Below are 24,357 nucleotides of genomic sequence, written 5' to 3'. Positions count from 1 at the left end.
GGGGCCGTCCGCGGCGGCCGACTCCCGGGCGTTGCGACAGCGGTAGTCGCCGAGGCGGCGGCCCTCTAGCGTCGCGGCGGAGCAATCCGGGTGGCCTGTCGCCGCTCAGAACACGTCCTGGATCAGTTCGAGCGTCTGCTCGCGGTCGTCCCAGGGGACGAACACGGAGACGGAGGTGGCGGAGGTGATCACGTCGTAGAGGTGGATGTGGGCTTCCGAGACGGGGTCGATGGCCCGCTTGACAGTGCCGGGCTGGTTGGGCAGGTCGCTGCCGGTGACGCGGACGACGGCGATGTCGTCCTCGACAGTGACGCTGGAGAGGGCGTCCTCCTCGACGACGCGGTCGTGCAACAGCGCCTCGGCGTCCTCGGCGTCCTCGGCGTCGACGTAGAAGGTGATCGAGTCCATCCCCGAGGAGTTGGCGTCGATGTTGATGCCTTCCTCGCCCAGCGCCGTCGCGAGTTCGCCCAGGATGCCCGGGCTGTTGCGGATGGCGCGGCCGGCGATGGTGACGCAGGCCAGGCGGTCCTCCTGGAGGTCGATGAGGTTCTCGAACTCCCCCTCGATAGCGGTGCCACCCGTGAGCAGGTCGTCGTGCTGGTAGTGGACGACCCTGACCCCGAGGTCGCCGTCCTTGTAGGACAGCGCGGAGGGCGCGACGACCTCGGCGCCGCGGAACGACAGCGAGCGGAGTTCGTCGACGGTGATCTCGCCCACGTTGCGGGCGCCCTCGACGACGCGGGGATCGCCGGTCATGACGCCCTCCACGTCGGTGACGATGACGACCTCGTCGGCGTCCATGAACTTGCCGAGCATGACGGCGGAGGTGTCCGACCCGCCCCGGCCCAGGGTGGTGACGTTGCCCTGGTGGTCCTGGGCGAGGAAGCCGGTGATCACGGGGACCACGTCGGAGAGCTGGCCGCCGAGCGCGCTGGCGCGTTTCTTCGTCTCGTCGACGTCGACCTCGCCGTACTCGTCGGTGATGATCGGCCAGCCCTCGCTGCCGGGCTCGAAGAAGTCGGCGTCGATGCCCCGCGCCGCGAGCGCCCCCTTGAGCATCCGGACGGAGGTGCGCTCGCCCATGCTGACGATCTCCGCGCGGTCGGCGTCCTCGGCCTCGTAGTTGATGTCGTCGAGCAGGTCGTCGGTCGTCGACCCCATCGCCGAAGCGACGACGGCGACCTCGTGACCGGCCTCGATGGCCTCGGCGATGGAGTCGGCCGCGCGCGTGACGCGCTGGCCGTTGCCGAGGCTCGTGCCCCCGAACTTCACTACGACCCGCATCGGATCACCCGCATCGTGTGTGCGTGACGCATAGCTGGTGACGTGGCGTTACACGTCTCCCCGAATAACTGTGTCCATCTCGCGGCGCCGAAACTACGCTATCGTTCGATTTCCGCGGCAATTTCTGCGACGGCGGTGGGCACCTCGCCGCCGTTCCCGTAGACGACGGCGTCCTCGCGGTCGGCCAGCAGGTCGAGATACTGCCGCTGGCGCTCGGCGTGGCGGTCCGCCACGGCGCCGTCGTCGAGCAGGTTCGGCCGGTGGGCCGGGAACCGCTCGCGGCGGGTCTCGTCGTCGACCGTCAGCAGGACGGTCAGGTCCGGTTCGACCCCCATCGCCGCGCGGAACTCCGCGAGCGTCGCGTCCATCGACACCCCCTCGCGGGCCTCGACGAGCGGCGTGTTGTAGACGGCGACGCTGTCGAGAAAGCGCTCGGTGAGGACGATATCGCCCTCGTCGAGCGCCGGCCGGATCACGGTCTCGGCCTGGTAGGCGAGGCTCGCGAGCGTGTCCGCCGTCAGGGTGACCGCCCGCTCCCGGGACGCCTCCGGGCCGTAGTCGTCGTCGGACAGCATCCGCGCGAGGTACTGCCCCACCTCGGCGTCGGCGAACTCCCCGGCGGTCGTGACCGACTCGCCGCGGTCGCGCAACTCCTCGGCGAGCGCGTCCAGGAGCGTGGACTTGCCCGCCCCCGCCGTCCCCTCCAGCACGACGAATGTCCCTGTCATCGCCCGTGGGTGCGAGCGGACTGTGTATCAACTGTTTGGACCGATGGGAACGGTACCCAAGCGTCGACCGCGCCCGTCCCCCCGGCCAGCGAAGGTTTTTGAACGATGAATTCCCAATAAATTCACGTGAGCCGGACATCGATACCGGTCGACGAGGAGACCAAAGCGCGGCTCGACGCCCTGAAGCGGGACGACGAGACCTGGGACGAGTTTCTCCAGCGGATCACGAGCGACCGGGAGCCGATGACGTTCGGTGCCTGGGACGACGACGAGGCGGACGAAGCCATGGAACGCCTCCGCGACGGGCGGGAGCGCCCCGAGCGATGACGTTTCTCGATACGTCCACCATCATCCAGTACCTCAGCGGCGACGAGCGCGTTCGGGAGTACATCGAGGGCCGCGAACCGTGGCTCACGTCGACGATCTGCGTCTTCGAGGTGATCAACGGCCGTCTCGGGAGCGGCGACACGGACATCGTCGCGATCCGGCAGGATTTCGCCGGCGTGCAGGCGATCGACCTGAACGAATCCATCGCGATCGAGGCGGCTCGGTTGCAGGACGAACTGATCGACGACGGTGACCGACTGGCGACGGCGGACCTGCTGATCGCTGCGACCGCTCGGTCGACCGGGGACGAACTGGTCGTCGCCGACGGCGATTTCGAGACGGACGCGCTCGAAGCCGTGATGCAGGTCACGAATCTCCGGGCGTAGTCGCTCCGACGACGGGCGCTATCGCTCGAACCGCGCCGCGAACCCGCCGTTCTCGGGGACCACGACATCGAGGGCTTCGTCGCCCGAGACCGTCCACCTCTCCGATTCGAGCGTCCCGTCGGCCTCGTCCCGGACGACGTGAGCGGTCCACTCGTCGCCGGGGTCGGCGTCGCCGCTCGCGAGGAACGAGCAGTCGACGGTGACGATGCGCTGGGGGCCCGCCGTAATCGACCCGAGGAACCACTCGCCGGATGCGCCGCCGTCGTCGCGGGCGCGGCGGGCGACGGTCGCCTCGACGCCCGGATACCCGCCGACGAACCGTGTCTCCTCCCACGCCGCCGGGACGCGCTCCAGGAACCCCTCGGCGTCGGGTCGCGCGGCGTACTCGTCGATGGAATCCGCGAAGTGCTGGAGCGACGACTCGAAGACGACCGACAGGGCGAGTTCGTGGCCGGGCGTGGTCTGCGCCGCGTCGGCGGAGAACGTGACGGGCGTATAGTCCATCGGACCGACGACGTTGCGGGTGAACGGGAGCGTGCAGTTGTGTTCGGGCGTGACGGTGCTCCACTTGTAGTACTCGGCGCCCATCACGCCCTCGTAGGTCATGACGTGGGGGTAGCGCCGCTGCAGGCCCGTCGGGACCACGGAGCCGTGGAAGTTCACGAGGAGTTCGTGCTCGGCGGCCGCCTCGGCCAGGTCGTCGTAGAACTGCATTCGACCCTGGTCGTCGGCGTCCATGAAGTCGACCTTGATCCCCGCGGCGCCCCAGTCGGCCCAGGTCGGCAGGCGCTCGGCGCGCTTGGACTCGGTGTTCACGTCCGTCCAGTGGGTCCAGAGGACGACGTCGACGCCCCGCTCCGCCGCGTAGTCGATCAGGTCGGGCATCTCCGACCGGCGGCGGGGCCACCCGGCGTCGACGAGGACGTACTCCCAGCCGCGGTCGGCGGCGTAGTCGATATAGTCGCGCTGGCGTTCGAAGTCGTCGGGGCTGTCGGACTCGGACCACCACGACCACGCGACGCGACCGGGGTCGACCCACTCGTCGTCGTGCTCGGCGGGGCCCGCGAGGTCGGTCACCAGCGTCGACTCGACGACGTCCCCCAGGTCGCCGGTGACCGCGACGCGCCAGGGCGTCTCCAGCGGGAAGTGGGCGTTCATCTGAGTCTGCGGGAGGCCGAACGTCATCCCCGACTCCTCGGCGACGAGGCGGGCTGCGGCGTAGTCGCCGTCGGCGCCCGCTTCGGCGAGCAGGAGCCACTCGTCGTCTACCCGGAAGAGGCCGGGCGTGCAGTACTCCCCGTCGGTCTCGACGATGGGCTGCTGGCGGGCGCTGGCCTCGTGGGCCTCGTCGAAAGGGGTCTGCCACGAGACGGTATCGCGGGGCAGCGACAGCGTGGTCTCGTCGCCGGTGTGTCGCTGCATCGCGGTCCCGGTGGCGCGGAATCGGAAGGCCACCCCCTCGGCGGCCGCGCGCAGATCCACCTCGACGACGCCGTCGGCGTCGGGGTGGTCGTAGGTGATCGTCCGCTCGACCGCGCGGTGGCGCCGCTCGCGGGCCTTCCCCTTCGGGAGGGCGTAGTCGTCGGCCACTTCGGTCGCGTCGTCGACCGACACCGCCGCGCCGGTCCAGTCGACGCCGTGGAGCTGGCGAGCGAGTTTCCCGACCGGCAGTTCGGAGGGCGTCACGAGCGTCGTGCCGTCGCGCTCGACGGCGAGCTCAGCCGTCTCGGGGTCGAACTCGACCGCGTTCGCGTCGGCGGGACCGATAAGGCGCATACACGTGGGGCTCGCGGGCGTCGCAAAAAGTTGCGGGTGGCGGAACGGGTCACCCGATCCGACGGGGGTCGCGGACCGCCGGCCCGCGACCGCAAACCGTATCGACCTCGCCACGCGCCCCAGCGGCTGCGGGACCGCGCGGAGCTCTCCGCCGCAGAAGTGAGTCCGCACGCTCTCCGACCGCTGTCGGGCCAGGCCCCGGCGGCGTTAACTCGGTCCGGGCCGAACGGCGGGACATGACAGGCGCAGTCGACGACTCGATGCTCGGGGAGGGGCACGTCGTGCTCGTGACGGGGTCGACGAGCGGGATCGGCGCGGAGACGGCGCGCAACCTCGCCGCGACCGGTGCGACGGTGGTCGTCCACGGTCGGGACCGCCCGGCGGGCGAGCAACTGGTCGCCGACCTCCCCGACGAGGGACACGCCTTCTACGCAGCCGACTTCACCGACTTCGACGCGGTGCGGGCGTTCGCGGACGCCGTACTGACCGACTTCGACCGGCTGGACTGCCTGGTGAACAACGCCGGCACCTGGCAGGGCGAGCGTCGCCTCGTGGACGCGCCGGGGAGCGACGACGGGGTCGAGATGACCGTCGCGGTCAACCACCTCGCCACCTTCCTGCTGACGAACCGCCTCGCGGACCGCCTCGCCGCGACAGGCGAGCGGCGGGCCGAGGAGCGAGGCGGTGACGGAGAGCGAGGCGGTGACGGAGAGCGGGAGACGGAAGGCGCCGACCCGGCCGCCGACCCCGCCCGCGTCGTGACGGTCTCCTCGGACCTCCACCGGCGGGCGGAGCCGGATCTCGACGCCGCCGTCGGCCCTGAGGGGCCGAGCGGCGTCGCGGCCTACGGCTATTCGAAGCTCGCGAACGTCCTGTTCACGTACGAACTCGCCCGGCGGCTGCCCGGGTCGGTGACCGCGAACTGCTGTCATCCGGGCGTGTCGCCGTCGACGGGACTGTCCCGAAACGGGTCGCTCCTCGCCGGGCTGGGCTGGAAGCTCTTCGGCGTCGTCGGGCGGTTGACCGGCGCGGTCGACACCGCCGCCGAGTCCGCCGAGACCCAGACGTACCTTGCGAGTTCGCCCGAGGTAGCCGGCGTCACCGGCGAGTACTTCGACGACTGCGAGGCGGTCCGCTCCGCCGAGGCGGCCTACGACCGCGACGCTCAGCGGGACCTCTGGGAGGCGAGCGTCGAGTGGCTGGCGCTGGACGACAGCGAGGTCGTCGGGGCCGACGGCGAGCGGGCGCCGGAGGCGTAGGGCCGCGGCGGCGACGCCGAGACTCCCGGAGAGTCATACGGATTATTGCAAGTCATTCCGGGATCGACCGCACGACTGCGTGCGGGCGACCCGGGAAACGCTTGCAATAATCCGTATCAGACCAGATTGCCCCGGGCGACCGGCCGGACCGCGCCGCCGACTTCGACGACGATGTCGCCCCCGTCGCTCTCGCGGGCGCGGAGATCGAGCAGCGACGGCCGTCCCATCTCGTAGCCCTGCTCGACGCGCACGTCGACGGGGTCGGCGCCGAGATAGGCGTGGCGGCGGAGATACGCCGCGAGACAGCCGTTCGACGAGCCAGTCGCGGGGTCCTCGGGGACGCCGTAGTAGGGCGCGAACACCCGGACGGCGAGGTCGGTGTCGTCGCGCCGCGAGTCGGGGCAGACGGCGAGGACGTTCTTCGCCTCGCGGTCGCCGGTGACGGCGTCGTAGGCTGCCCGATCCACGTCGATCGACTCCAGAGCCGTGCGGTCGGTCAGCGGGACGACGACCGTCGGGAGTCCGGTCGAGACGATCTGGACCGGGTACTCGCGGTCGAGGTCGCCGGGGTCGAGTCCGAGCACGGCCGCGAGGTCCTCGCGGGCGAGCCGGTCGCCGAACGTCGGTGGTTGCTGGGTCATCCACAGCGTCTCGCGGCCGTCGCGCTCGCGGACCTCGACGGGGACCCTGCCCACGTCCAGATCGAGGACCACCTTATCGGGCCGGCCGTCCGCAAGGTGTTCGCGGATCACGTGGGCCGTCCCGAGCGTGGGGTGGCCGGCGAAGGGGATCTCCGCCTCGGGCGTGAAGATGCGGACCGGCCACGCGTCGGGGTCGCCGTCGCCGGACGACGGGACGGACGCGGCGTCGGTCTCGACGTAGGTCGTCTCGGAGAAGTCGATCTCGGCGGCGAATCGCTGCATCTCGTCGTCGCTCAGGTCGGCGGCGTCGGTGAGGACCGCGAGCTGGTTGCCGGCGTAGCGCTCGCGGGCGAACACGTCGACGAGGTGGAGGGGCTGGCGCATGGTTCGCCCGACGTTCTCGGCGGCGGCCGAAAGCCGTTTTCCCGGTGTGCGAGTGGTCCCCACGGTCCAGCACCGCTCCAGCCCGGCCCGCCGCGACCCTCACGAACGCAACCCTGATTGGGGGACGCCCCGAGACGCGAGCATGGACGAGACCCACTCCGGTTCGAGCGGTCGGTTGCTGAACGGTGCCGAGTTGCGCGTCCTCGGCGGCGTCCTCGTCGGTATCGGGGTCGGACCGCTCGTCGTCGGCGCGCTCACGCTCCCCCTCGGCGCCGTGTTCGACGCCGAGGTCGTGCCGCTGTTCCGGTTCGCGGTCAACCTCCTGCTCGGCGTGCTCGGTCTCGTCGTCCTCCACGCCGTCCGCCTGTTCTACCCCGGCGACTGGCGCTCGCTCGACGACTGAACGCGGGCCGCGGTTCGGCCGCTACCGGTTCGGTCGCTGCCGGTCCGTTCGGCCTCTACCCCACGGTCGCCACCGCCGAAAAGCGTCGATGGCGCGCGTCGCTACAGGTCCAGGCCGCGCACGGCGACGGACTCCTCTCCCTCCGCGACGCGACCGATGACGCGGCCGTCCTCGGTGGCGTCGACGACTGTCTCGGCGTCGTCCTCGGGCATGGCCGCCACGAACCCGGTCCCCATGTTGAACGTGCGGTGCATCTCCTCGTCGGTCACGTCGCCCTCCCGCTGGACGAACGCGAAGACGGGCTGGGCGTCGAAGGGGTCGGTGATCTCGTAGCGGAACGCGCCCATGCGGGTGAGGTTCGTCCAGCCGCCGCCGGTGACGTGGGCGGCCGCGTGGGTCTCGACCTCGCGCAGTGGGCCGAGGAGGTCGCTGTAGACGCGCGTGGGTTCGAGCAACTCGCGGCCGATCGATCTATCGGAGTTCGGCGGGAACGGGTCGGTGTACTCGTGGTCGCGGGTGACGGCCTCGCGAGCGAGCGTCAGGCCGTTGGAGTGGATGCCCGAGGAGGGCCACCCCACCACCACGTCCCCGGCCTCGGCCTCGCCGGGGAAGATGGCGTCCTTGGGCGCCAGCCCGGCGCAGGTCCCGGCGATGTCCAGGCCTTTGATCACGTCGGGCATCACCGCGGTCTCGCCGCCGACGAGCGCGACGCCGGCCCGCTCGGCGCCCTCGTCGAGGCCCTCGCCGATGGCCTCGGCGGTGGCGTCGTCGGGCTCCTCGACGGCGAGGTAGTCGACGAAGGCGACGGGGTCGACGCCCGCGGCGACGAGGTCGTTGGCGTTCATGGCGATGCAGTCGATGCCGATGGTCGAGTAGTCGTCGAGCGCCTCGGCGACCAGCAGTTTCGTCCCGACGCCGTCGGCCGCCAGCGCGAGGTAGCGGTCGCCGATGTCGAGCAGGCCGGCGTAGTCGCCCTCGAAGTCGCCGGTTGCGCCCACGAGCGCCGCCGTCGCTGCCTCCTGGCCGGCGATGTCGACGCCCGCCTCCGCGTAGGTCAGTCCCTCGCTGTCCTCGTCGGTCCCCTCGGCCGCGTCGTCGGCGTCCCCGTCGGTCATGGTGGATCCCCCGCGGAGCGCGAGCAAAAGGCCACCGTTTCGGGTGGAGCGCGGCGGCGACACGCCGCGTCCGCTCTCACCCCCGGAACGGCGGCTCGTAGTCGTTGCGGACGTAGTAGCGCACCCAGTTGCCGTAGGTGCGGTCGGCCGGGGTGTCGGAGACATCCTCGTACCGAACGGTGCCGCTCTCGTCGATCACGTAGGTCGCGGCGAGGCCGGTCAGGCCGTGGCTCGTCTCCTCGGTGCCGCTGTAGCGGTCACAGACCTCGCCGTCGGGGTCGGCGAGCAACTGGATCGACAGGTCGTAGCGGTCGCGCATCTCCGTGACCTCGGGGAGCGGGTCGGGGACGACCGGGACGACGCTCACGTCGTCGTGGAACCACATATCGTAGGACACCTCGCCGAACGTCTGGAGCTGTTCGGCGCAGAACGAACACCAGACGCCGCGGTTGATCAGGACGACGGCGGGCCCCTCCTCCAGTTCGTCGGCGAGAGCGACGGTGTCGCCACCGGTGCTGGGTAGCTCGAACTCCGGCGCGGATTCGCCTTCGAGGCTCATACCGGACGGAGGGGCGCGAGCGAAGTAAATCGGCGGCCGGCAGTGTGCGGGTCGCGCACGCTCCCCCGGCGGACCGGGTGTAGCGGCCGTCCGCCGGGCCGACCGCTCACTCCCCGTCGGTCCGGGTGCTCTCGTCGATGGCCATCCCGGTCGTCATGACCGCCTGCATCCCCTCCTCGACGGACAGGTCCACGTCGAAGACCCGGTCCTCGGGGAGGTTGACGAGGTGGCCGCCCATGACGGGGTTGGGGGCCATCGGGACGAAGACGGTCTCCATCTCGTCGTGGTCGGCGGCCTCCTCGATCGTGGCCGGCGCGCTCGCGGTGAGGAAGGCCAGCGCGAAGCAGTCCTCGCGGGGGAACTCGACGATCTTCACCTCGCGGAAGCTCTCGGTGTCGCCCTCGACCATCACGTCGCTCATCCGCTCGACGCTGGTGTAGATCGAGCCGATCCCCGGCAGGTCCTCCATGAGCACGTCGAACCGGCGGGCGATGTGGGTCTCGGGGCCGTGCTGGGCGGCGAAGCCGACGGCGAAGACGAGCCCGAACACGACGGCGCCGGCCAGCAGTTGCACGACCCAGGTGCTCATCTCCCCGCCGGGGCCGACGGCGACGATCACGTCGGCAAGCGGCGACAGCAGGCCGGAGACGAACCCCAGCGCCCAGACGAGCACCAGCACGGTGATCAGGAACGGGACCGTCAGCGCCAGCCCCGACAGCAGCGTCTGTCTGAGGTCCCGGCGCACCTCCCTGCTCTCCTCGGCCGCGACCTCCGCGATGTCGTTCACGTTCGGTCCGGACATGCGACCGGTTGGGGCCCGAGGCCGAAGTGCCTTGTTCGGATCGGGGCTTACCCGACTTTCCACCGGACCCAGTCTCTCAGAAGAACGTCCGCAGGTACACCCGCTCGGGCGGGAACAGCGCCGCGAGCGCGTCCGCGACCGACTCGTCGGCCACGCTGAGCCCGCCGACGCGACGGGCGGCCGCAACGTCGTGGTAGCCGACGACAAGCTGCGAGAGCGTCCCCACGTCGAGGGTCGCGTCCGCCTCGGCCGCCGGCTCGTCGACCGCCGCGCACTCGGCGTCGCCGCCCGCGACGCCGAGGCGGAACACGTCGTCGTTCCAGTCGGCCGTCCCGTCGGTCACGGCGAGAGTCAGGTCGGCACTCGCGCCCTCGGGATAGGGACAGGCCTCCAGCGCGTCGGTCACGTCGACGACGCGGGCCATCGGGCCCGTCTCCACCTCGCAGTCGACCGCCTCGGGGTCGTCGACGAGGTCGAGGAGATCCGTCCGGCCGTCGCGCTCGAACCGCACCTCGGTCGCCTGGGAGTCGTGGTCAGCGAGGAACCCAAGGAGGCCCAGCCACGCCTCGTGGTCGACGGCGGCCGTATCGTCGACGGTGAGCCGGCGCTCGTCGACCCCCGGGCCGGTGTCCGCGAAGCTGTAGACCAGATACCCCACCGGGTCGCCCGCCCGCTCCCAGACGTACGCCCACGGTCGGTCGTCGCTCCCCTCCGACAGGACCCGCTCGCGCCACCACGTCTCCGAGCGCCGCTTGAGCGCGAGCGTCGTCGCCTCGGCGGCGGCTTCGTGGACCGACTGGAGGGTCCGCCACTCGTCGGGGCCGGCCGGTCGCGCGCGCCCGTCGGCTACCCCCCGGGCGAACGAAAGCTGGTTCGGTGGGCAGGTGTACGTGGTGTACGTGTCGGCGGTCGCCCAGCCGAACCGCTCGTAGTACGACCGGGAGAAGGGCCACAGCGCGGCCAGGGGGTACTCGCCGCGCCACCGCTCTAAGGCGTCGTCGACCAGCGCCTGGACGTACCCCTCGCGGCGGTGTTCGGGCGGCGTGGCGACGGCGGCCAGCCCCGCGAGCGGGACCCACTTGCCGCGCAGGGTCGCTCGGAAGTCGTAGTGGCCGCAGACGCTCACGAGGTCGTCGCCGGCGAACGCCCCGTAGCGGTCGGCGATCCGCTCGGGCTCGTCGTCGTAGGTCTGTGGCCCAGCTTCGGGCGAGAAGGCGTAGTCGACGGTCCGGCGGAACTCGGCGAAGCGGTCGGCCGACAGCGGCCGCACCGCGACGCCCGCGTCCTCGGTCATACCGCCCCTCGGGCGGCCCGCCCCGATATACCTTCGGCTACCCGGGGGGTCGCCGATCCGGGCCCCACGGTTCCCAGAGGGGCCGGTCGCCGGCCACCGACTCGACTCACTCGCCGACGAGCGCCGGACGGCCTCGCGCCGCCGAGGCACACCACGAAAAAGATGGGGTTGAACCGTCTCGCGCCCCAACCGACGGTCCCATGCAAGTGTACTGCACCGACGGGACGGTCGTCGACTGCGCCAGGTACGAGGTCAACGAGTACGGGCTCGTCCTCTACGGGACGGAGGACCAGCAGGACCGGGAGCGCTACGACACGAGCGACCCCCAGCAGGTGGGGTTCGTGCCCCACGACCGGCTGTGGTACGTGCTCCCCGAGGGAGTGACGCCCCAGGCGGGGCTGTCGGCGCCCAGTCAGGGCCAGCCCGGCGCGGGGACGCGGCCACAGCCCCAGCCGCGGCAGTGAGCGGTCGCCGGCGCCGGAGGGTCGTCAGGGCCGGAAGCCCCGGCGTTCGATCTCGTCGGCGAGCGGGACGGGCAGGTACTCGTCCTCTCCGGGGGTGATCGCCGGGGTGAGCCAGCCGCCCTCGCAGTAGTGGTGGGGGTCGTGCCGGCAGGCCCCGGGCGAGCCGATGCGGCCGACGACGTTGTGTAGCAGTTCGTGGACGACGACGTGGCGCTGGGTCGGCTCGGCGGCGTCGGCGTCGACGAGCGAGAAGCGCCCGCCGACCTCGCCGTAGCCCACCTCGTCGGCAGCGAAGTCGGTCACGACGACGTGGTGGTAGACGCCCGCGCGCCGGCCGAGGCGGTCGCGGTAGAGGTCCGACCGGAGCTCGTGGAAGTTCCCGCCGGTGAAGACCGCGCTCTCGTTGACGCGGCCGCCCTCGCGGACGTGTACGTCGATGCCGGTCCCGTTCGCCCGCCGGATCGGCATCTCGGCGAACTCCGCCTCGACGCTGTCGTAGAACTCGGCGGAGGGCGCGTCGACTCCGCGGGCGTAGTCGACCTGTACGTACAGGTCCATCGCGCGCGGGTCGCTCCCGGGGAGCCGCGCGCCGTCGGCCGTCCGCTCGCGGACCTCCCACCCGTCGCGGAGCCCGTCGCCGTCCGTGTCGGGGTCGGTCGGGTCCGTGCCGACCTCAAGCTCGTGCCAGTCACCGAGGCCGTCGTCGTCGGTGTCGGGGTCGAACGGGTCGGTGCCGAGTTCGAGTTCGCGCTCGTCGGTGAGCCCGTCGGCGTCGGCGTCGACCGACCGCGGGCTCGTCCCCCGTTCGAGCTCCCTGGCGTCCGAGACGCCGTCGCCGTCCGTGTCCGGGTCCAAGGGGTCGGTGTCGAGTTCGACCTCCCGGCCGTCGGAGAGCCCGTCGCCGTCCGTGTCCGGGTCGAAGGGGTCGGTGCCGAGTTCGAGTTCGCGCTCGTCGGAGAGCCCGTCGCCGTCGGAGTCGACGCCGTCAGCGCCGTCCGGTCCGTCGGCTGAGGGCTCGGCCGCCGGGTCGGACTCGTCGCTCGACGCGTTCGGTCCGTCGGCCCCCGCCGTCCCGTTGGTGGCTCCGGCCGGCGCCCGTTCGGAACCGATCCCGAGCTGGTCGATCTTCTCCAGGAGGATGTCACTCGCGCCCCCGTTCCCGAGCGGGGACCGGCCGTCAGCGTCGCCGTTCGGCGTCGCCGGACTCCCGTCGCGAGCATCTACCGTCTTCGCCCCCAGCGCCCCGACGCCCGCGACGAGGACCATGCCCAGCAACGCCATCGCCAGGACCCGTCGCACACGCGCCGTGTGAACCCCCTCCGTGAAAATAGTTGTTCATACGAGGTGAACGCGAGGCCGGATCGTTCAACGGCCCGGCGGGCCGGGAGGCGTGCTAACAGACGGGTTTCGGGTTGACGCCCAGCTCCTCCAGCGTCTCGAAGTAGTCCTCGTAGTCGGCCTCGATGGCGGCGGTCGCCGCGGCCACCGCCGCCTCGGGGTCGTCGGCCTCGGCGGCCAGCAGGTCGCTCGCGCGGTCGACGTACTCGTCGTAGTCGTCGCCGAACGAGCGGAACGTGCTCGCCGTCCGCGGGCTGGCCTGGCCGACGAAGTAGCCGACGACCTGGTCGGCGTTGTTGCCGGCCGCGAGCGCCCAGCCGACGAACGCGGCCAGCCGTTCGACCGTCCCGTCGACCGTCTCCAGGTGGGCGACGACCGCCGGCGGCTCGCCCGGCTCGTACTCGCCGCGCTCGTCGGCGGCCGCCTCGGCGTGGTCGCGCTCGGTCGACGCGGCGTCGGCGAACAGTTCGCTCGCGTCGCCCGATTCCTCGTCGGCCCACGCGTCGAAGCGCTCGGCGGCGAAGTGCGCGCGGTCGGCGGCGGCCTGCAACACGGCGTCGTCGTCCATCTCGCCCTCGGTGTCGGCGTACAGCGCCTTCGACGACCCGAGCCGCGACAGCGGGGTCGCCGCCTCCTCGCGGACCGTCTCGACGAACTCCTGTGGATCCATGTGGTGAGCGTCGGCCGGCGAGGGCTTGTAACCATCGTCTCCCGGCGTGGGCGTCGGGTTCGGTGGCGTTCCTCGCGGTTGCCCGGCGGCCCCGTCCACCGGAACGGCTCGCCGCGAGACGCCCCTTCATGGCGGGATCGGCCGATACGGGGGTATGGAGATCAGACACCTCGACGCCGTGGTGACGCGACCCGGCCGCAACTACGTCCTCGTGCGAGCGGAGACGGCAGATGGACTCGTCGGCTGGGGCGACGCCACCCTCAACGGCCGCGAGAAGGCCGTCGAGGCCGCACTCGACCACCACATCGCGCCCGAGCTGGAGGGGCGCGACGCCGCCCGCGTCGAAGACATCTGGCAGTTCCTCTTCCGCGGCACCTACTGGCGCGGCGGGCCGGTCCTCAACAGCGCGCTCTCCGGCGTCGATACGGCCCTGTGGGACCTGAAGGGGAAGGCCGCGGGCGCGCCGGTCTACGACCTGCTCGGCGGCCGCACGCGCGAGTACGCGACCGCCTACACGCACTGCGGTGACGAGGCGGTCGACGCCATCGTCGCCAACTGCGAGGCGGCGGCCGAGCGCGGGTTCGACCACTTCCGGGTCAACGTCGGCGACCCGGCGGGCGAGTACCTGAACCTGGACCGCGTCATCGGCGGCGTCGGGGAAGTCCGCGAGCGGCTGGGCCCCGACCCGGAGCTGATCGTCGACATCCACGGCCGGGCGACGCCGCGGGAGGCGAGACGCGTCGCCGCCGGCCTCGAATCGGCCGACCTGTACTTCCTCGAAGACCCCCTGCGACCGGAGAACCGCGACGCGTTCGAGGGGCTGCGGGCGGCGACGACTGCGCCGCTGGCGATGGGGGAGCTGTTCACGAACCCCTGGGAGATGCGTCCGCTGATCGAGGAGGAGCTGGTCGACTTCCTCCGGGTCGACCTCTCGCACGTCGGCGGGGTCACGGCCGCGCGGAAGCTCGCGACCGTCGCCGAACACCACTACGTGGAGACGGCCTTCCACGGACCGCCGGACCTCTCGCCGGTGGGCCAGGCCGCCACTGTCCACGTCGACATCGCGGTGCCGAACTTCGGCGTCCAGGAGTTCACCGACCACGAGGCGGTCTACGGCGAGCCCATCGACGACGTGTTCTCAGGCGGCGCGACGCTGGACGAGTCCGTCGGCGGGCTCGACGTGCCGGACGAACCGGGGCTGGGTGTCGACGTGGACCGCGAGGCCGCGCTGTCCTACGAGTACGAGCGCAGTCACCTCCCGACCGTCCGCCGCGACGACGGCAGCGTCGCCGACTGGTGAGCCGCGACGACCGCTCGCGGACCCGAAAGCACTTGGGTCGGACTCGCCGATCACGACTGATGCCCTCCCCTTCGCGTCGCGAGTTCCTGGCAGCCGCCGGCGTGGCCGCCGGGACCGTCCTCGCCGGCTGCGGCGCCGTCGAGGGGCTCTCCGGCGAGCGACAGCTGACCTACACGCTCGACGCCGGCCGGATCGGAACGTCGCTGGCGCCGCTGGCGCTGTGGGAACCGCCCGGGGATCCCCGCCCCTGGACCGCCGACTACGCGGCGAACGTCGACGCCGCCGTCGCCGGCGAGCGCCCGACCACCTACGGCTACCCCCCGATTCCCGACGGCGAGTACGTCGAGCGCGACGGGACGTACTACCGGCTGTCCGTCGTGACGACCGGCCTCGAACGGACCGAGCGGCCGGTCCTCCGGCTGAAGTGGGTCGGACGGCTCGACGAGCTGGACGATCCGCCCGGTCGGGTCCGGTACCCGGCCCTGACCCGGCTGGACCGGCGCGCCGTCAAGATCGCCTACCTCGCCGCCCGCCACCGCGAGATGGGCGGCTCCCCGCCCGGCAACGTCGCCGAGGCCGGCGGCTACGTCTACCGACGGGGCTACGATGGGCCGTCGAGCGGGCTGGCGCCCGACCCGCTGCACGACTACGTCGAGTACAACGGAACCGTCCTCGAAGTCGCCGTCGAGCGTCGGGAGTTCGCGGAGCCGGCCAGGACCGGCGTCGCGATCCCGGTCGCCGACTCCGAGGCCGGGTTCGAGCGCGCGCTCGACGGCGAGCTGGTCGACGCCCGCCTCGACCCCGACTCGCTCTCGGAGGACCAGCGGCTGATGCTGTACCGCGACGGCTACGAGGAGACGACCCCGCTCTCGGAGGGGTACCGCGAGCTGCTCGCGGACCTGGGGCTGGCCGATGCCCTCGACGCCGCGGGCGAGCCGCCACCGAGCGCCGAGAACGGCCTGTTCCTGGCGCTGGGCGAGGAGTACTACCGCTACGGGCTGTACGTCAACACGGCGGACTGACCGGGACTACCGCGACCGGGGGCGGACGGTGACCGCGACCGAAGACGGTTGGCGACCGCGACCGGGGGCGGACGGCGTCGCGGTCAGTTCGCGTCGGCCCACTCCACGGCGTTGCGCAGCAGGGCGACGAACGAGTCGTTCGCGAGCGCCTCGTCGGTGTGACCCAGCGAGACGTAGGCGACCCGCCCCGCCGACTCGTTGGTCCAGACGACGGGATACGCCTCCAGGTCCGGATGGTCCATGCGCGCGAGCACGTTCACGTCGTCGTCCGCCTCGACCTGGTAGGGCTCGTCGTAGACGGTGAAGTCGTCGACGCCCTCGGTGATCGGGTGCTCGCCGACGACGTCGACGCCGAACTCGGACTGCTCGGGGTGGGTGAGGAAGTGCCCGCCGATCAGCTCGCGCAGTTCCGGGAACGGCTCGTCGCGCGGGTCGAGCAGTTCGTCGGGGTCGTCGGCGGCGGTCGAGGTGAGGTCCGAGGCGCAGTGGACGCCGACGTAGCCGCCGGCCGCGACGTGGTCGAGCAGGGCGTCGAGCTGCTCGTCGGACAGCGTCGAGTCGGTGAGGTAGTCGACGAGCACGTCGTACTCGCCGGTGAGGGCGTCGCGGTCGGTCGTGATCGTCACGTCGTAGTCTTCCAGCGCGGCCGCGAAGGCGTCGCGCTTCTCGTCGATGGCGTGGAACGGGAAAGTGTTCTCCCCGAGCACGAGCACGCGTGTCATGTCCGGGCCGTCGGCCCTGTCCGGGTTAGCTCCACCGGTCCCGGAAGCCGCGTGGGGAACCGCGACCGAGCGACCGGACGGCGGGCCGCTCAGGTTCCGGCGGTCCCGCGTCTACGAGACCCGTTCTCGCTGATCGTATGTCACGTCAACACGTACCGGATAAACAATTATTAACGTCCGGTGCGAACGGAGAGACATGGCGACACGCCAGTCCACGTCGGACGCGACTCCGACATACCACACGTGCAGCTGTGGGAAACAGTTCGAGACCACAGAGGAACTGCTCGAGCACGCACGAGAGTCGCACGGGCTGAGCGTATTCTGACGAGCGCGCGCCGGTCTCGGGCTGGCCCGGCGCCCGCTCAGTACACTCGCACCTGGAACCGCTCGTAGCCGCCGTGAGAGAGTTCCAGCGAGCCGACCCACCAGTTCCACCGCTCGACGAGCGAGTGGTCCGCCGGCGCGTCGGCGAGTTCGTCCACGACGGCGTCGACGGTGAGTTCGTACCCCAGGTCCTCGGCGACCCGCCCCGAGTCCGCCAGGTCCCGCGCCTGCCGGGCGACCACCCGCCGCGCGTCCGCGTCGCCCTCGAACCGTTCGAGTTCCGACTCCAGGCGCTCCCGGTTCACGACGCCACGATTGCACCCCGACGCCCTTGAAGCACCGCCATCGCGGAAGTACCCCACCACCTTTTCGCCGCCCGGGTTTCCTCGCGCGCCGGCGGCGCGCTGCGGGGAACCCGGGCGGGGAAAACGTGGGCGAAAAAGCCGGACGACTCGCTCACTCCGTTCGCTCGCGTCCGGTGTCCGCAGGAGTGAGCACCGCGAACGACTGCGGGCTCGTCAGAGCTTGCTCTGACGGCGAATCGGCGCCTGTGGCGCCGAACGGTCACGCCAACCAGGCGTCCTCGATCTGTAGCGTCCCGCGAGTGCCGTCCCACTCGGTTTCGTACTCCAGTTCGATCGCTCGCTCCATGTGCGGCCCGTCGGTCACTAGCGTCTCGAACTCGCCGCCCTCCCCGAGGATGTGGACGCCGTATCGCTCGTTGAGGGTTTCCAGTTCGTCGAGCGCGTCGGCGTCGAGCGTCCGACCGAGCCAGGACTCGTCGAGGCCGCCGGCGGCGACGCGGACGATCCGGATCTCGAAGCCCGCGTCGAGCATCGCGTCGGCAAGCTCTCGGGGCTCGCGCTGCCACAGCGGCGCGAACACCTCGGCGTCGAGGCGCTCGGCCATCGCCTCGATGCGGGAGGTCTGGTACTCGCTCTCGACCGCGCCGGCGGTCACGCCCGCGAGGCCGCCCGGGAGGTCCGCGTCGAGGTCCCGCAGGGCCCCCTCCAGCGGTTCGAGTTCGGCGTCGCCCTGCGCGCCCGAGTCGGTCGTCTCCGCGGCCGCGAAGTCGTCGGGCTCGACCTCGACAAGCGGGATCCCGACGCTCTCGGCAGCGAGGCCGGCCAGCCGCGTCGCCGGCACGTGGTACATGTAGGAGTCGCCCTCCGGGTGGACGGTCACCAGTCGCTCGACCGGCAGGCCGCGTTCGAGCGCCCGGTACAGCGCCCACGAGGAGTCCTTCCCGCCCGAGAACAGCGAGACCCAGCTCCCTCCGCCTGCGTCGTCTGTCATACCGCTCGATAGGCGCCGTGGCGCACATAAACCATCGTCTTCGGCCGGACCCACTCACCGCTCGCACAGGTGCTCAGTGCAGGCGGTAGCTGTTGCGGTGAGCGGTTGCGGTGCGGTTGGCGTGCGCTGTCGCGCGCTTTCATGCGCGCGACGAAACCGCGCGAGGGATTCGCGACTCGCGTGTCGGGAATCGGTGGGGGAGGCTCGTGGCCCGTTGCGGTGCTGTGCGGGGCGGTTGCAGTGCTGTGCGGTGTGTTCCTGGTGGACTGAAAGGGCGAGGCGCGCTCGCGCTTGCTTGGTCGCCTGAGCGGGCACTATCCGCGCGGGCGGTGCGGAGAGCGCGGATATCCCGTCTCAGCGACCGCGAGCGCGCGGAGGGCTTTCACCGCCTGCTGCCGAGTGTGGTCGATCCGGTTCAGAGCGCGCAGAGGGCTTTCAGCGCTCGCTGTCGAGTGCGGTCCCCCGGTACGACTTCGTTTCCCGACACCCCAAACAGAAACAACTGAGACACTCGCACGGAATCGAACGCGACGGTGGCCGAACGCACGACTCCTAGTCGCCGCCTTCGCGGCCGTGGGCGAACTCCTGTTCGACCGTGGTCCCGCTGAAGTACGCGGCGAAGCGGACGCCAGCGAGGCTCACGAGGACGCCGGCGAGGATGAACAGCGCCAGCCTGGTGCCCGGGGGCGCGAGGGTGGCGCCCTCGAAGGCGACGGGGCCGGCCTCGAAGGGCCGGACCCGGAACGGCTCGAACACGTCGGCGAGTTCGAGGAAGTACGCGGAGAACCCGCGGACGACGAGGCCGACGGCGACGGCGCCGAACGGGAGGTTGAGGTAGGCGCTGCGGACGCCCTCGCGGCGGATGAGTTCGTCGAGCAGCCGACCCGTACTCGCGGCCAGCGCGGCGCCGGTCAGCCAGGGGATGGCGTCGAAGGCGAAGCGGCTGGCGAGGATGAGCGGGCCCTCCGAGCCGAGTTCGGAGACGCCGATGGCGCCGGCGAACACGCCCACCAGCGAGAGGCCGGCAGCGACGACGTAGGTGACCAGGGCGACCTGGCCCGAATAGAGCGCCTGCTGGACCTGGCCGGGGAGGGCGGCGAGGTAGGCGTCGACGCCGAGGCCCTTGTAGAGGAGGAAGAGGCCGACGACGGCGACGATGGCGCCGGTGGCGACGCCGGGGCTGGCGAGCCACCAGAGGACGGGGTAGGCGATGAGGGCGACGCCGATGGGGACGAGGACGGTCTTGCGCAGCTCCTCGTCGGCGAGGAACTGCTTGAGCAGGTAGTAGGTCGACTCGATGTCGCGGGCCTGGCGGACGACGACGCGGTCGACGGCGTCGACGGTGAGCCGCGACTCGACGATGGGGACCAGCCGCTCGTCCTCGGCGCTGTCGACGACGACGACGGCCGAGTCGGGGTCGTGGTCGTCGATGAGTCCCTCGACCTGGCGGGCGATGGCGCGGTCGGCGCCGATGGTGTCGTCCGTCCCCGCCAGCACCGCGACGAGCGTCTCCTCGCCGCCGTCGGACAGGTCGCGGGAGACGCGGAGGGCTTCGAGCAGGCAGTTGACCTGGCTGTCCTCGGGGTCCTCGACGCCCACGTCGACGACGAGCGACTCGACGGCGTCCCGCCCCACGACTGGTGGGTCCGTCCCGGCAACGAGGTCGCCCGCGCGGTCGATACAGACGACCAGCGTTGTCACGGATCGACGGAGGCGGTCACGGGATAAAAATCCTCGCGACCGTTTCCGCCCGGTCGCCCGGCGGAATCGCCCGAAAGCTCCCCGCCGAGCGGCCCTCGCGGCTACAGCGCCACAGCGTCGAAGTCGCTCCAGATCTCGAACTCGCCGGGGGCGTCGAGGTCGTCGGTGTGGCGTTCGAGCATGTGTTCGGAGACGTTCGTGGCGACGACGCGGTCGGCGTCGAAGCGGCGGGCGCCGTCGCGCAGGTCGTCGGCGTCGCCGTGGAACTCGGCGCCGAGGACCGACCCGTCGAAAAAGAGCAGATCGGCGCCGGCACAGAAGTCGGGGACCGCGTCGACGCCGTCCACGTCGGGCGCGTAGACGACGGTCGACCCCCCGGCGGAGACGGCGTACCCCTGGGTCGGGAAGGCGTTGGTGCCGTGGTCGAGTTCGAACGCCCGCACGTCGAACGCGTCGGTGCGGACCGCCTCGTCCGGGTCCAGCGGGACGTACTCGACGTGGTCGAGGATGTGCGGGAAGGTGTCCTCGGTGAACGTGCGGACCGGCCGGGAGCCGTAGACGGTGACCTCCTTGCCGAAGGTCGGGTGGTCGAACGCCGCCTCGTTCTGGACGTGGGTGTCCATCGCGGCCTGGTTCAGCTCGTTGATCCCCCAGTAGTTGTCGAAGTGGGCGTGGGTCGCGAAGAAGCCGTCCACGTCGTAGACCTCCATCTCGTGGAGCTGGCCGGCGATGTCCGGACCGATGTCGAGGACGAGCCGCCGGTCGTCGACCTCGACGAGTACCGCCGGCCGGCGGCGGCGCTCGCTGGCGGCGCAGTACTCGCAGTCACAGAGCGGTGCGGGCACGCCGACCGCGTCGCCGGTCCCCATGAGGGTGACGCGCATACCCCCGTTTGGGCCGACCCGCCGTTACCCGTTTCGTGTATCAGATCCCGAACCGATTCGGACTGCGAGCGCGGCGCGAGTACCCGGTCCGAGGACGGCGGCCGGTCGGGGTTCTCGGGGCCTCACCGTTCGACACCGATCCGCACGGTTCGAGAATTTTATTACGAACCGCAACCGATCGTCGAGCGGAATCGAGGGCGTCAGCGATGGCGTCGACCGCTGACACCCGTTCTCGTCGCAGTGGGTCGCGGGCCACAGTTCTGCGCGTTCGCGGAGGCCCGCGAGCATCCGTAACGGACGTGTCCCGGAGCGGTGCGACAGCCGCGGGCCGCGGCGTCCGCGGCGGAGCCGAACCTCCCAGTCCCGGGACGTGACGCCGTTGGAGTTCGGACGTGACGCCGTTCCCGGAGGTGATGACAGTGAACGTGCTCCTCGGACTCGCGATCGCGGTCGCGGTGTTCGTCGGCGTGAACATCGGCGGCTCCTCGACGGGCGCGGCGTTCGGGCCGGCGACCGGCGGGGGCGTCGTCTCGATGCGCCAGGCGTCGGCGCTGATGGCGGCCTTCGCGCTCGTCGGCGGGTTCACCGTCGGGACCAACGTCGTCGACACGCTCGGGACGGGCTTCGTCCCGGGATCCTACTTCACGCCCGCCACGTCGGCGGTCGTGTTGCTGTTCGTCGGTCTGGGCATCCTGCTGGGGAACGTCCTCGGCGTCTCGACGAGCACCAGCATCACGGCCGTCGCGACGGTCGTCGGGATGGGCGCCGCGCTGGGCGGGCTCGACTGGGCGACCGTCGGGACCGTCGTCGTCTGGTGGCTCGTCGCCCCGGTCGTCGCCTTCTGGGTGTGCGCGTTCCTCGGCCGGTACCTCTACGACGACGTGGTGGGCCGCCTCGACGGCCTCGCCGGCGACCGCGACGGACTGGTGGAACTGCTCGTGATCGGTATCGGCTGTTACATGGCGTTCTCGGCGGGCGCGAGCAACGTCGCCAACGCCGTCGCGCCGCTGGTGGGCTCGGGGGCGGTCGGGATGACACCGGGCGTCGCGCTCGGCGGCGCGGCCATCGGCGCCGGCGCCTTTCTGCTGGGGCCGCGGACGATGGAGACGGTCGGCGACGACATCACCGACCTGTCGCTGGAGGCGGCGCTGGTCGTCGAGACCGTCGCAGCCACGGTCATCACCGGCCTGAGCTGGGCGGGCATCCCGGCGAGCCTGGCGATCATGCTGACGACCTGCGTGATCGGCCTCGGGTGGGGCCGGGCCAGCCGCCGGGTCCCGCTGTCGGCGCTGGTCCGCCCCGAGGGCCTCGGTGAGCCCGAGCGCTCGACGTGGGCCAGCGACCAGCTCGACCTGTTCGACCCGCGGACCGTCAAGCGGGTGGTCGCAACCTGGGTCGCCTCCCCGACGGTCGCCGGGCTGGTCTCGTTCGCGACGTTCGAGGCCGGCCAGCGGCTCCACCTCGTCGGGTGAACCGGACCGTCACTGCTACCATGATCGGACCGCTATCGCGACGCGGCGAACGCACCGAGCGCGAGACACAGTTCTACGTCGAGCTGGCCTACGGCCTGCTGTTCATCGGCGGGTTCGCGTTCCTCGCGGTCCGCGTCGACCCGCGCGTGGCCGCCTTCGAGGGCGGGCTCGTCGTCGGCTACCTCCTGCGGGTCTACGAGAAGATGGCCATCTACGAGCGCGTCCTCGAATCGGCCGTCTCCGCCGAGGCCGAGAGCCAGGTCGCCGACGCCGTCGACGACCAGGTCGGCGACGCCGTCGCGGATGAACTCGACGACCGCGTCGAGACCGAGGTCGCGGCCGAAGTCGACGACGCCGTCGCCGAAGAGGTCGAGGATGCCGTCGCGGCGGAGGTGGAAGACGCGGTCGAGGCCGAGGTGGAAGACACCGTCGAGACCGAAGTCGAGGACGCCGTCGCGGCGGAGGTCGACGCCGAACTCGACGACGCGGTGGAGGCCGAAGTCCGGGCGGAACTGGACGACGCCGTGGCCGAAGAGGTCGAAGCGGAACTCGACGATGCGGTCGCCGAGGAGGTCGAAGCGGAGCTAAACCGACGCGACATCGAGGGGGACGGCGCCGAAGCGGAGACCGACGACGCCGAAGGGGCGGACACCGAAGCGGCGGAGGCCGAAGGGGCGGCGAACGGAGACGGGTAGCTCAGTCGCCGAACGGGCCGCCGCCACCGCCGCCGCCCATACCGCCCATACCGCCCATGCCGCCACCGCCGCCGCCCTGCATCTGCTTCATCATCCGCTCCATGTCGGCGTCGCCCATGCCCTGGAACTGGTCTAACATCTGTCGCATGGCGTTGTACTGTTCGAGCAGCTCGCGGATCCGCTCCTCGGGCTTGCCCGAGCCGCGGGCGATGCGCTCGATGCGGCTCTTGCCGACGACGCGCGGATTTTCGAGTTCCTCGTCGGTCATCGAGTCCATGACCACCTCGAAGTCGTGCAGGCGCTCCTGGGTCACGTCCATCGCGTCGTCGGGCAGCTGGTCCATGAGCCCGCCGCCCATCCCCGGGATCATGTCCATCACCTGGTCGAGCGGCCCCATCTTGTTCATCGTCTCCATCTGCTTGCGCATGTCGTGGAGGGTGAACTTCCCCTCCATCATGTCCTCGGGGTCCCACTCCTCTTCCTCCTCGCCGGTCTCCTCCATCGCGCGCTCGACGCGCTCGGTCAGCTGCTTCAGGTCGCCCATCCCGAGCAGCCGGGAGATGAACCCCGACGGCTCGAAGCGCTCGATGTCCTGGACCGTCTCGCCGGTCCCGAGGAAGGCGATCGACGAGCCCGTCTCGTTGACGGCCGCGAGGGCGCCACCACCCTTCGCCGTCCCGTCGAGCTTCGTGATGACGACGCCGTCGATACCGATCGAGTCCTCGAACTCCTGGGCCTGGTCCTTGGCGCTCTGTCCCATCGCCGCGTCGAGCACCAGGAGGTCACGGTCGGGCTGGACCTCCGCCTCGATGTCCTCGATCTGGTCGATGAGCTCCTCGTTGAGGCCGTCGCGGCCCGCCGTGTCGACGATGCGCACGTCGGCGTCCTCGGTGGCCTCCAGGCCCTCGCGGGCGATCTGCACGGGGTCGTCGGCCTCGGGGTCGCCGTAGAAGTCCACCTCGGCGCGCTCGGCCATCTCCCTGGACTGGTCGTAGGCGCCGGGGCGGTCGGTGTCGGTCTGGATGATGGCCGGCCGGAGCCCCTTCTTGGAGAACCACCACGCCATCTTGGCGGAGGTGGTGGTCTTCCCCGACCCGTAGAGGCCGGCGAGCATGATCGTCTGCGATTCGAGCGGGAGTTCGGTGGAGTCGCCGACGAGGTCGACGAGTTCGTCGTAGACGACCCGGAGCACCCAGTCGTGGGCGGAGGTGCCGGCAGGCGGCTCCTCCTCCAGCGCGCGGGTCTTGATCGAGTCCGACAGCTCCATCACCAGGTCCACGTCCACGTCGGCCTGCAGCAGCGACCGCTGGATGTCCTTGACGACCGCCTCGACGTCCTCCTCGGAGATGCGGGACTGGCCCCGGAGGTCGTTGAGCGTGCTCCGGAGCGACGTGCCCAGATCGTCGAGTACCATTTGCGAGCGAGTACGCGGCCGGCCCGGTAAAGGCTTCGCCCTCGGCGGCGCCGACGATCCGTCCCCGCCCGGCCGGCCCGGTCGTGACTTCGAACGG

25 protein-coding genes are annotated in these 24,357 nt (G+C 71.2%); 9 read left to right on the top strand and 16 right to left on the bottom strand.

Going from position 1 to position 24,357, the window contains the following annotated elements; translation table 11 throughout:
* Window positions 1–105: 105 nt before the first annotated feature.
* Together ACMGFI_RS04215 and ACMGFI_RS04210 are read right to left on the bottom strand one after the other, a co-directional pair.
* Window positions 106–1,284: an aspartate kinase gene (locus ACMGFI_RS04215; RefSeq protein ID WP_436907584.1), complete on the bottom strand. Its 1,179-nt coding sequence runs from the start codon at window positions 1,282–1,284 to the stop codon at window positions 106–108.
* Between the two features lie 98 nt (window positions 1,285–1,382).
* Window positions 1,383–2,012, bottom strand: coding sequence for a dTMP kinase (locus ACMGFI_RS04210; RefSeq protein WP_436907582.1), 630 nt, complete (start codon window positions 2,010–2,012; stop codon window positions 1,383–1,385).
* A gap of 126 nt (window positions 2,013–2,138) precedes the next feature.
* Here ACMGFI_RS04210 and ACMGFI_RS04205 point away from each other — a divergent pair, with 126 nt between their 5' ends.
* Window positions 2,139–2,339, top strand: coding sequence for a DUF7557 family protein (locus tag ACMGFI_RS04205; protein WP_436907580.1), 201 nt, complete (start codon window positions 2,139–2,141; stop codon window positions 2,337–2,339).
* On the top strand, window positions 2,336–2,725 hold the full coding sequence (locus tag ACMGFI_RS04200; protein ID WP_436907577.1) for a PIN domain-containing protein: 390 nt from the start codon (window positions 2,336–2,338) through the stop codon (window positions 2,723–2,725). The genes ACMGFI_RS04205 and ACMGFI_RS04200 overlap by 4 nt, the downstream gene beginning before the upstream one ends.
* Window positions 2,726–2,743: 18 nt before the next feature.
* Here ACMGFI_RS04200 and ACMGFI_RS04195 read toward each other — a convergent pair whose 3' ends face one another.
* Complete coding sequence (locus ACMGFI_RS04195; RefSeq protein WP_436907575.1) at window positions 2,744–4,501, bottom strand: glycoside hydrolase family 97 protein; 1,758 nt, start codon at window positions 4,499–4,501, stop codon at window positions 2,744–2,746.
* Between the two features lie 236 nt (window positions 4,502–4,737).
* Here ACMGFI_RS04195 and ACMGFI_RS04190 point away from each other — a divergent pair, with 236 nt between their 5' ends.
* The gene (locus ACMGFI_RS04190) at window positions 4,738–5,760 is read left to right on the top strand and encodes an SDR family NAD(P)-dependent oxidoreductase (RefSeq protein ID WP_436907574.1); all 1,023 of its coding nucleotides are present in this window, start codon (window positions 4,738–4,740) and stop codon (window positions 5,758–5,760) included.
* Between the two features lie 116 nt (window positions 5,761–5,876).
* On the opposite strand, the gene ACMGFI_RS04185 is transcribed toward ACMGFI_RS04190, so the two are convergent.
* The gene (locus ACMGFI_RS04185) at window positions 5,877–6,785 is read right to left on the bottom strand and encodes a PhzF family phenazine biosynthesis protein (RefSeq protein WP_436907572.1); all 909 of its coding nucleotides are present in this window, start codon (window positions 6,783–6,785) and stop codon (window positions 5,877–5,879) included.
* 142 nt (window positions 6,786–6,927) lie between these two features.
* Here ACMGFI_RS04185 and ACMGFI_RS04180 point away from each other — a divergent pair, with 142 nt between their 5' ends.
* Window positions 6,928–7,188 (top strand): hypothetical protein, encoded by a 261-nt coding sequence (locus ACMGFI_RS04180; RefSeq protein WP_436907571.1) that lies wholly within the window; start codon window positions 6,928–6,930, stop codon window positions 7,186–7,188.
* A gap of 101 nt (window positions 7,189–7,289) precedes the next feature.
* On the opposite strand, the gene purM is transcribed toward ACMGFI_RS04180, so the two are convergent.
* The 4 genes from purM to ACMGFI_RS04160 all read right to left on the bottom strand — a co-directional run bounded on the left by purM (window position 7,290) and on the right by ACMGFI_RS04160 (window position 10,958).
* Window positions 7,290–8,303, bottom strand: coding sequence for a phosphoribosylformylglycinamidine cyclo-ligase (gene purM, locus ACMGFI_RS04175; RefSeq protein ID WP_436907569.1), 1,014 nt, complete (start codon window positions 8,301–8,303; stop codon window positions 7,290–7,292).
* 76 nt (window positions 8,304–8,379) lie between these two features.
* Window positions 8,380–8,862 carry a peroxiredoxin family protein gene (locus ACMGFI_RS04170; RefSeq protein WP_436907566.1) on the bottom strand — a complete coding sequence of 161 codons (483 nt, stop codon included), beginning with the start codon at window positions 8,860–8,862 and terminating at the stop codon, window positions 8,380–8,382.
* A gap of 106 nt (window positions 8,863–8,968) precedes the next feature.
* Complete coding sequence (locus ACMGFI_RS04165; protein ID WP_436907564.1) at window positions 8,969–9,664, bottom strand: DUF502 domain-containing protein; 696 nt, start codon at window positions 9,662–9,664, stop codon at window positions 8,969–8,971.
* 76 nt (window positions 9,665–9,740) lie between these two features.
* Entirely contained in the window at window positions 9,741–10,958 is a 1,218-nt protein-coding gene (locus ACMGFI_RS04160; RefSeq protein WP_436907563.1) for a GNAT family N-acetyltransferase, read from the bottom strand.
* A gap of 200 nt (window positions 10,959–11,158) precedes the next feature.
* On the opposite strand from ACMGFI_RS04160, the gene ACMGFI_RS04155 reads away from it, so the two are divergent.
* Complete coding sequence (locus ACMGFI_RS04155; protein WP_436907562.1) at window positions 11,159–11,422, top strand: hypothetical protein; 264 nt, start codon at window positions 11,159–11,161, stop codon at window positions 11,420–11,422.
* 24 nt (window positions 11,423–11,446) lie between these two features.
* On the opposite strand, the gene ACMGFI_RS04150 is transcribed toward ACMGFI_RS04155, so the two are convergent.
* Together ACMGFI_RS04150 and ACMGFI_RS04145 are read right to left on the bottom strand one after the other, a co-directional pair.
* Window positions 11,447–12,721 carry a hypothetical protein gene (locus ACMGFI_RS04150; RefSeq protein ID WP_436907561.1) on the bottom strand — a complete coding sequence of 425 codons (1,275 nt, stop codon included), beginning with the start codon at window positions 12,719–12,721 and terminating at the stop codon, window positions 11,447–11,449.
* 94 nt (window positions 12,722–12,815) lie between these two features.
* Complete coding sequence (locus ACMGFI_RS04145) at window positions 12,816–13,430, bottom strand: rubrerythrin family protein (RefSeq protein ID WP_436907560.1); 615 nt, start codon at window positions 13,428–13,430, stop codon at window positions 12,816–12,818.
* A 154-nt stretch (window positions 13,431–13,584) separates the two neighbouring features.
* On the opposite strand from ACMGFI_RS04145, the gene ACMGFI_RS04140 reads away from it, so the two are divergent.
* Window positions 13,585–14,730: an enolase C-terminal domain-like protein gene (locus ACMGFI_RS04140; RefSeq protein WP_436907559.1), complete on the top strand. Its 1,146-nt coding sequence runs from the start codon at window positions 13,585–13,587 to the stop codon at window positions 14,728–14,730.
* 59 nt (window positions 14,731–14,789) lie between these two features.
* The gene (locus ACMGFI_RS04135) at window positions 14,790–15,752 is read left to right on the top strand and encodes a hypothetical protein (protein ID WP_436907557.1); all 963 of its coding nucleotides are present in this window, start codon (window positions 14,790–14,792) and stop codon (window positions 15,750–15,752) included.
* 83 nt (window positions 15,753–15,835) lie between these two features.
* On the opposite strand, the gene ACMGFI_RS04130 is transcribed toward ACMGFI_RS04135, so the two are convergent.
* The 5 genes from ACMGFI_RS04130 to ACMGFI_RS04110 all read right to left on the bottom strand — a co-directional run bounded on the left by ACMGFI_RS04130 (window position 15,836) and on the right by ACMGFI_RS04110 (window position 20,679).
* On the bottom strand, window positions 15,836–16,474 hold the full coding sequence (locus tag ACMGFI_RS04130) for a ThuA domain-containing protein (RefSeq protein WP_436907556.1): 639 nt from the start codon (window positions 16,472–16,474) through the stop codon (window positions 15,836–15,838).
* Between the two features lie 362 nt (window positions 16,475–16,836).
* Window positions 16,837–17,103, bottom strand: a complete 267-nt coding sequence (locus ACMGFI_RS04125; protein ID WP_436907555.1) for a WNWW family protein — start codon at window positions 17,101–17,103, stop codon at window positions 16,837–16,839.
* A gap of 259 nt (window positions 17,104–17,362) precedes the next feature.
* Window positions 17,363–18,094, bottom strand: coding sequence for a diphthine--ammonia ligase (locus tag ACMGFI_RS04120; RefSeq protein WP_436907554.1), 732 nt, complete (start codon window positions 18,092–18,094; stop codon window positions 17,363–17,365).
* A 552-nt stretch (window positions 18,095–18,646) separates the two neighbouring features.
* Window positions 18,647–19,795 carry a DUF373 family protein gene (locus ACMGFI_RS04115; protein ID WP_436907553.1) on the bottom strand — a complete coding sequence of 383 codons (1,149 nt, stop codon included), beginning with the start codon at window positions 19,793–19,795 and terminating at the stop codon, window positions 18,647–18,649.
* Between the two features lie 101 nt (window positions 19,796–19,896).
* Window positions 19,897–20,679 (bottom strand): MBL fold metallo-hydrolase, encoded by a 783-nt coding sequence (locus ACMGFI_RS04110; RefSeq protein ID WP_436907551.1) that lies wholly within the window; start codon window positions 20,677–20,679, stop codon window positions 19,897–19,899.
* A 413-nt stretch (window positions 20,680–21,092) separates the two neighbouring features.
* Between ACMGFI_RS04110 and ACMGFI_RS04105 the strand changes: the two genes are divergently transcribed.
* A complete protein-coding gene (locus ACMGFI_RS04105) occupies window positions 21,093–22,151 on the top strand; it encodes an inorganic phosphate transporter (RefSeq protein ID WP_436908838.1) in 1,059 nt (352 codons plus the stop codon).
* A gap of 20 nt (window positions 22,152–22,171) precedes the next feature.
* Entirely contained in the window at window positions 22,172–22,846 is a 675-nt protein-coding gene (locus ACMGFI_RS04100; RefSeq protein WP_436907549.1) for a hypothetical protein, read from the top strand.
* A gap of 1 nt (window position 22,847) precedes the next feature.
* On the opposite strand, the gene ACMGFI_RS04095 is transcribed toward ACMGFI_RS04100, so the two are convergent.
* Window positions 22,848–24,260, bottom strand: coding sequence for a signal recognition particle protein Srp54 (locus ACMGFI_RS04095; RefSeq protein WP_436907548.1), 1,413 nt, complete (start codon window positions 24,258–24,260; stop codon window positions 22,848–22,850).
* Between the last annotated feature and the right edge of the window lie 97 nt (window positions 24,261–24,357).

Origin of the sequence: Halosimplex marinum, assembly GCF_051414075.1 — an archaeon.
Classification (GTDB): Archaea; Halobacteriota; Halobacteria; order Halobacteriales; family Haloarculaceae; genus Halosimplex; species Halosimplex marinum.
Note: the sequence above shows the minus strand (reverse complement) of the source record. Positions and strands in the feature narration are given on the sequence as shown.

Excerpts from the sequence above, each read along its gene's own strand:
- ACMGFI_RS04135 (WP_436907557.1), top strand. The coding sequence starts at position 14,790 with ATGCCCTCCCCTTCGCGTCGCGAGTTCCTGGCAGCCGCCGGCGTGGCC.
- ACMGFI_RS04110 (WP_436907551.1), bottom strand. The coding sequence starts at position 20,679 with ATGCGCGTCACCCTCATGGGGACCGGCGACGCGGTCGGCGTGCCCGCA.
- ACMGFI_RS04140 (WP_436907559.1), top strand. The coding sequence starts at position 13,585 with ATGGAGATCAGACACCTCGACGCCGTGGTGACGCGACCCGGCCGCAAC.
- purM (WP_436907569.1), bottom strand. The coding sequence starts at position 8,303 with ATGACCGACGGGGACGCCGACGACGCGGCCGAGGGGACCGACGAGGAC.
- ACMGFI_RS04100 (WP_436907549.1), top strand. The coding sequence starts at position 22,172 with ATGATCGGACCGCTATCGCGACGCGGCGAACGCACCGAGCGCGAGACA.
- ACMGFI_RS04210 (WP_436907582.1), bottom strand. The coding sequence starts at position 2,012 with ATGACAGGGACATTCGTCGTGCTGGAGGGGACGGCGGGGGCGGGCAAG.
- ACMGFI_RS04215 (WP_436907584.1), bottom strand. The coding sequence starts at position 1,284 with ATGCGGGTCGTAGTGAAGTTCGGGGGCACGAGCCTCGGCAACGGCCAG.
- ACMGFI_RS04190 (WP_436907574.1), top strand. The coding sequence starts at position 4,738 with ATGACAGGCGCAGTCGACGACTCGATGCTCGGGGAGGGGCACGTCGTG.
- ACMGFI_RS04185 (WP_436907572.1), bottom strand. The coding sequence starts at position 6,785 with ATGCGCCAGCCCCTCCACCTCGTCGACGTGTTCGCCCGCGAGCGCTAC.
- ACMGFI_RS04170 (WP_436907566.1), bottom strand. The coding sequence starts at position 8,862 with ATGAGCCTCGAAGGCGAATCCGCGCCGGAGTTCGAGCTACCCAGCACC.
- ACMGFI_RS04200 (WP_436907577.1), top strand. The coding sequence starts at position 2,336 with ATGACGTTTCTCGATACGTCCACCATCATCCAGTACCTCAGCGGCGAC.
- ACMGFI_RS04180 (WP_436907571.1), top strand. The coding sequence starts at position 6,928 with ATGGACGAGACCCACTCCGGTTCGAGCGGTCGGTTGCTGAACGGTGCC.
- ACMGFI_RS04120 (WP_436907554.1), bottom strand. The coding sequence starts at position 18,094 with ATGACAGACGACGCAGGCGGAGGGAGCTGGGTCTCGCTGTTCTCGGGC.
- ACMGFI_RS04130 (WP_436907556.1), bottom strand. The coding sequence starts at position 16,474 with ATGACACGCGTGCTCGTGCTCGGGGAGAACACTTTCCCGTTCCACGCC.
- ACMGFI_RS04105 (WP_436908838.1), top strand. The coding sequence starts at position 21,093 with ATGACAGTGAACGTGCTCCTCGGACTCGCGATCGCGGTCGCGGTGTTC.
- ACMGFI_RS04155 (WP_436907562.1), top strand. The coding sequence starts at position 11,159 with ATGCAAGTGTACTGCACCGACGGGACGGTCGTCGACTGCGCCAGGTAC.
- ACMGFI_RS04165 (WP_436907564.1), bottom strand. The coding sequence starts at position 9,664 with ATGTCCGGACCGAACGTGAACGACATCGCGGAGGTCGCGGCCGAGGAG.
- ACMGFI_RS04095 (WP_436907548.1), bottom strand. The coding sequence starts at position 24,260 with ATGGTACTCGACGATCTGGGCACGTCGCTCCGGAGCACGCTCAACGAC.
- ACMGFI_RS04160 (WP_436907563.1), bottom strand. The coding sequence starts at position 10,958 with ATGACCGAGGACGCGGGCGTCGCGGTGCGGCCGCTGTCGGCCGACCGC.
- ACMGFI_RS04195 (WP_436907575.1), bottom strand. The coding sequence starts at position 4,501 with ATGCGCCTTATCGGTCCCGCCGACGCGAACGCGGTCGAGTTCGACCCC.
- ACMGFI_RS04145 (WP_436907560.1), bottom strand. The coding sequence starts at position 13,430 with ATGGATCCACAGGAGTTCGTCGAGACGGTCCGCGAGGAGGCGGCGACC.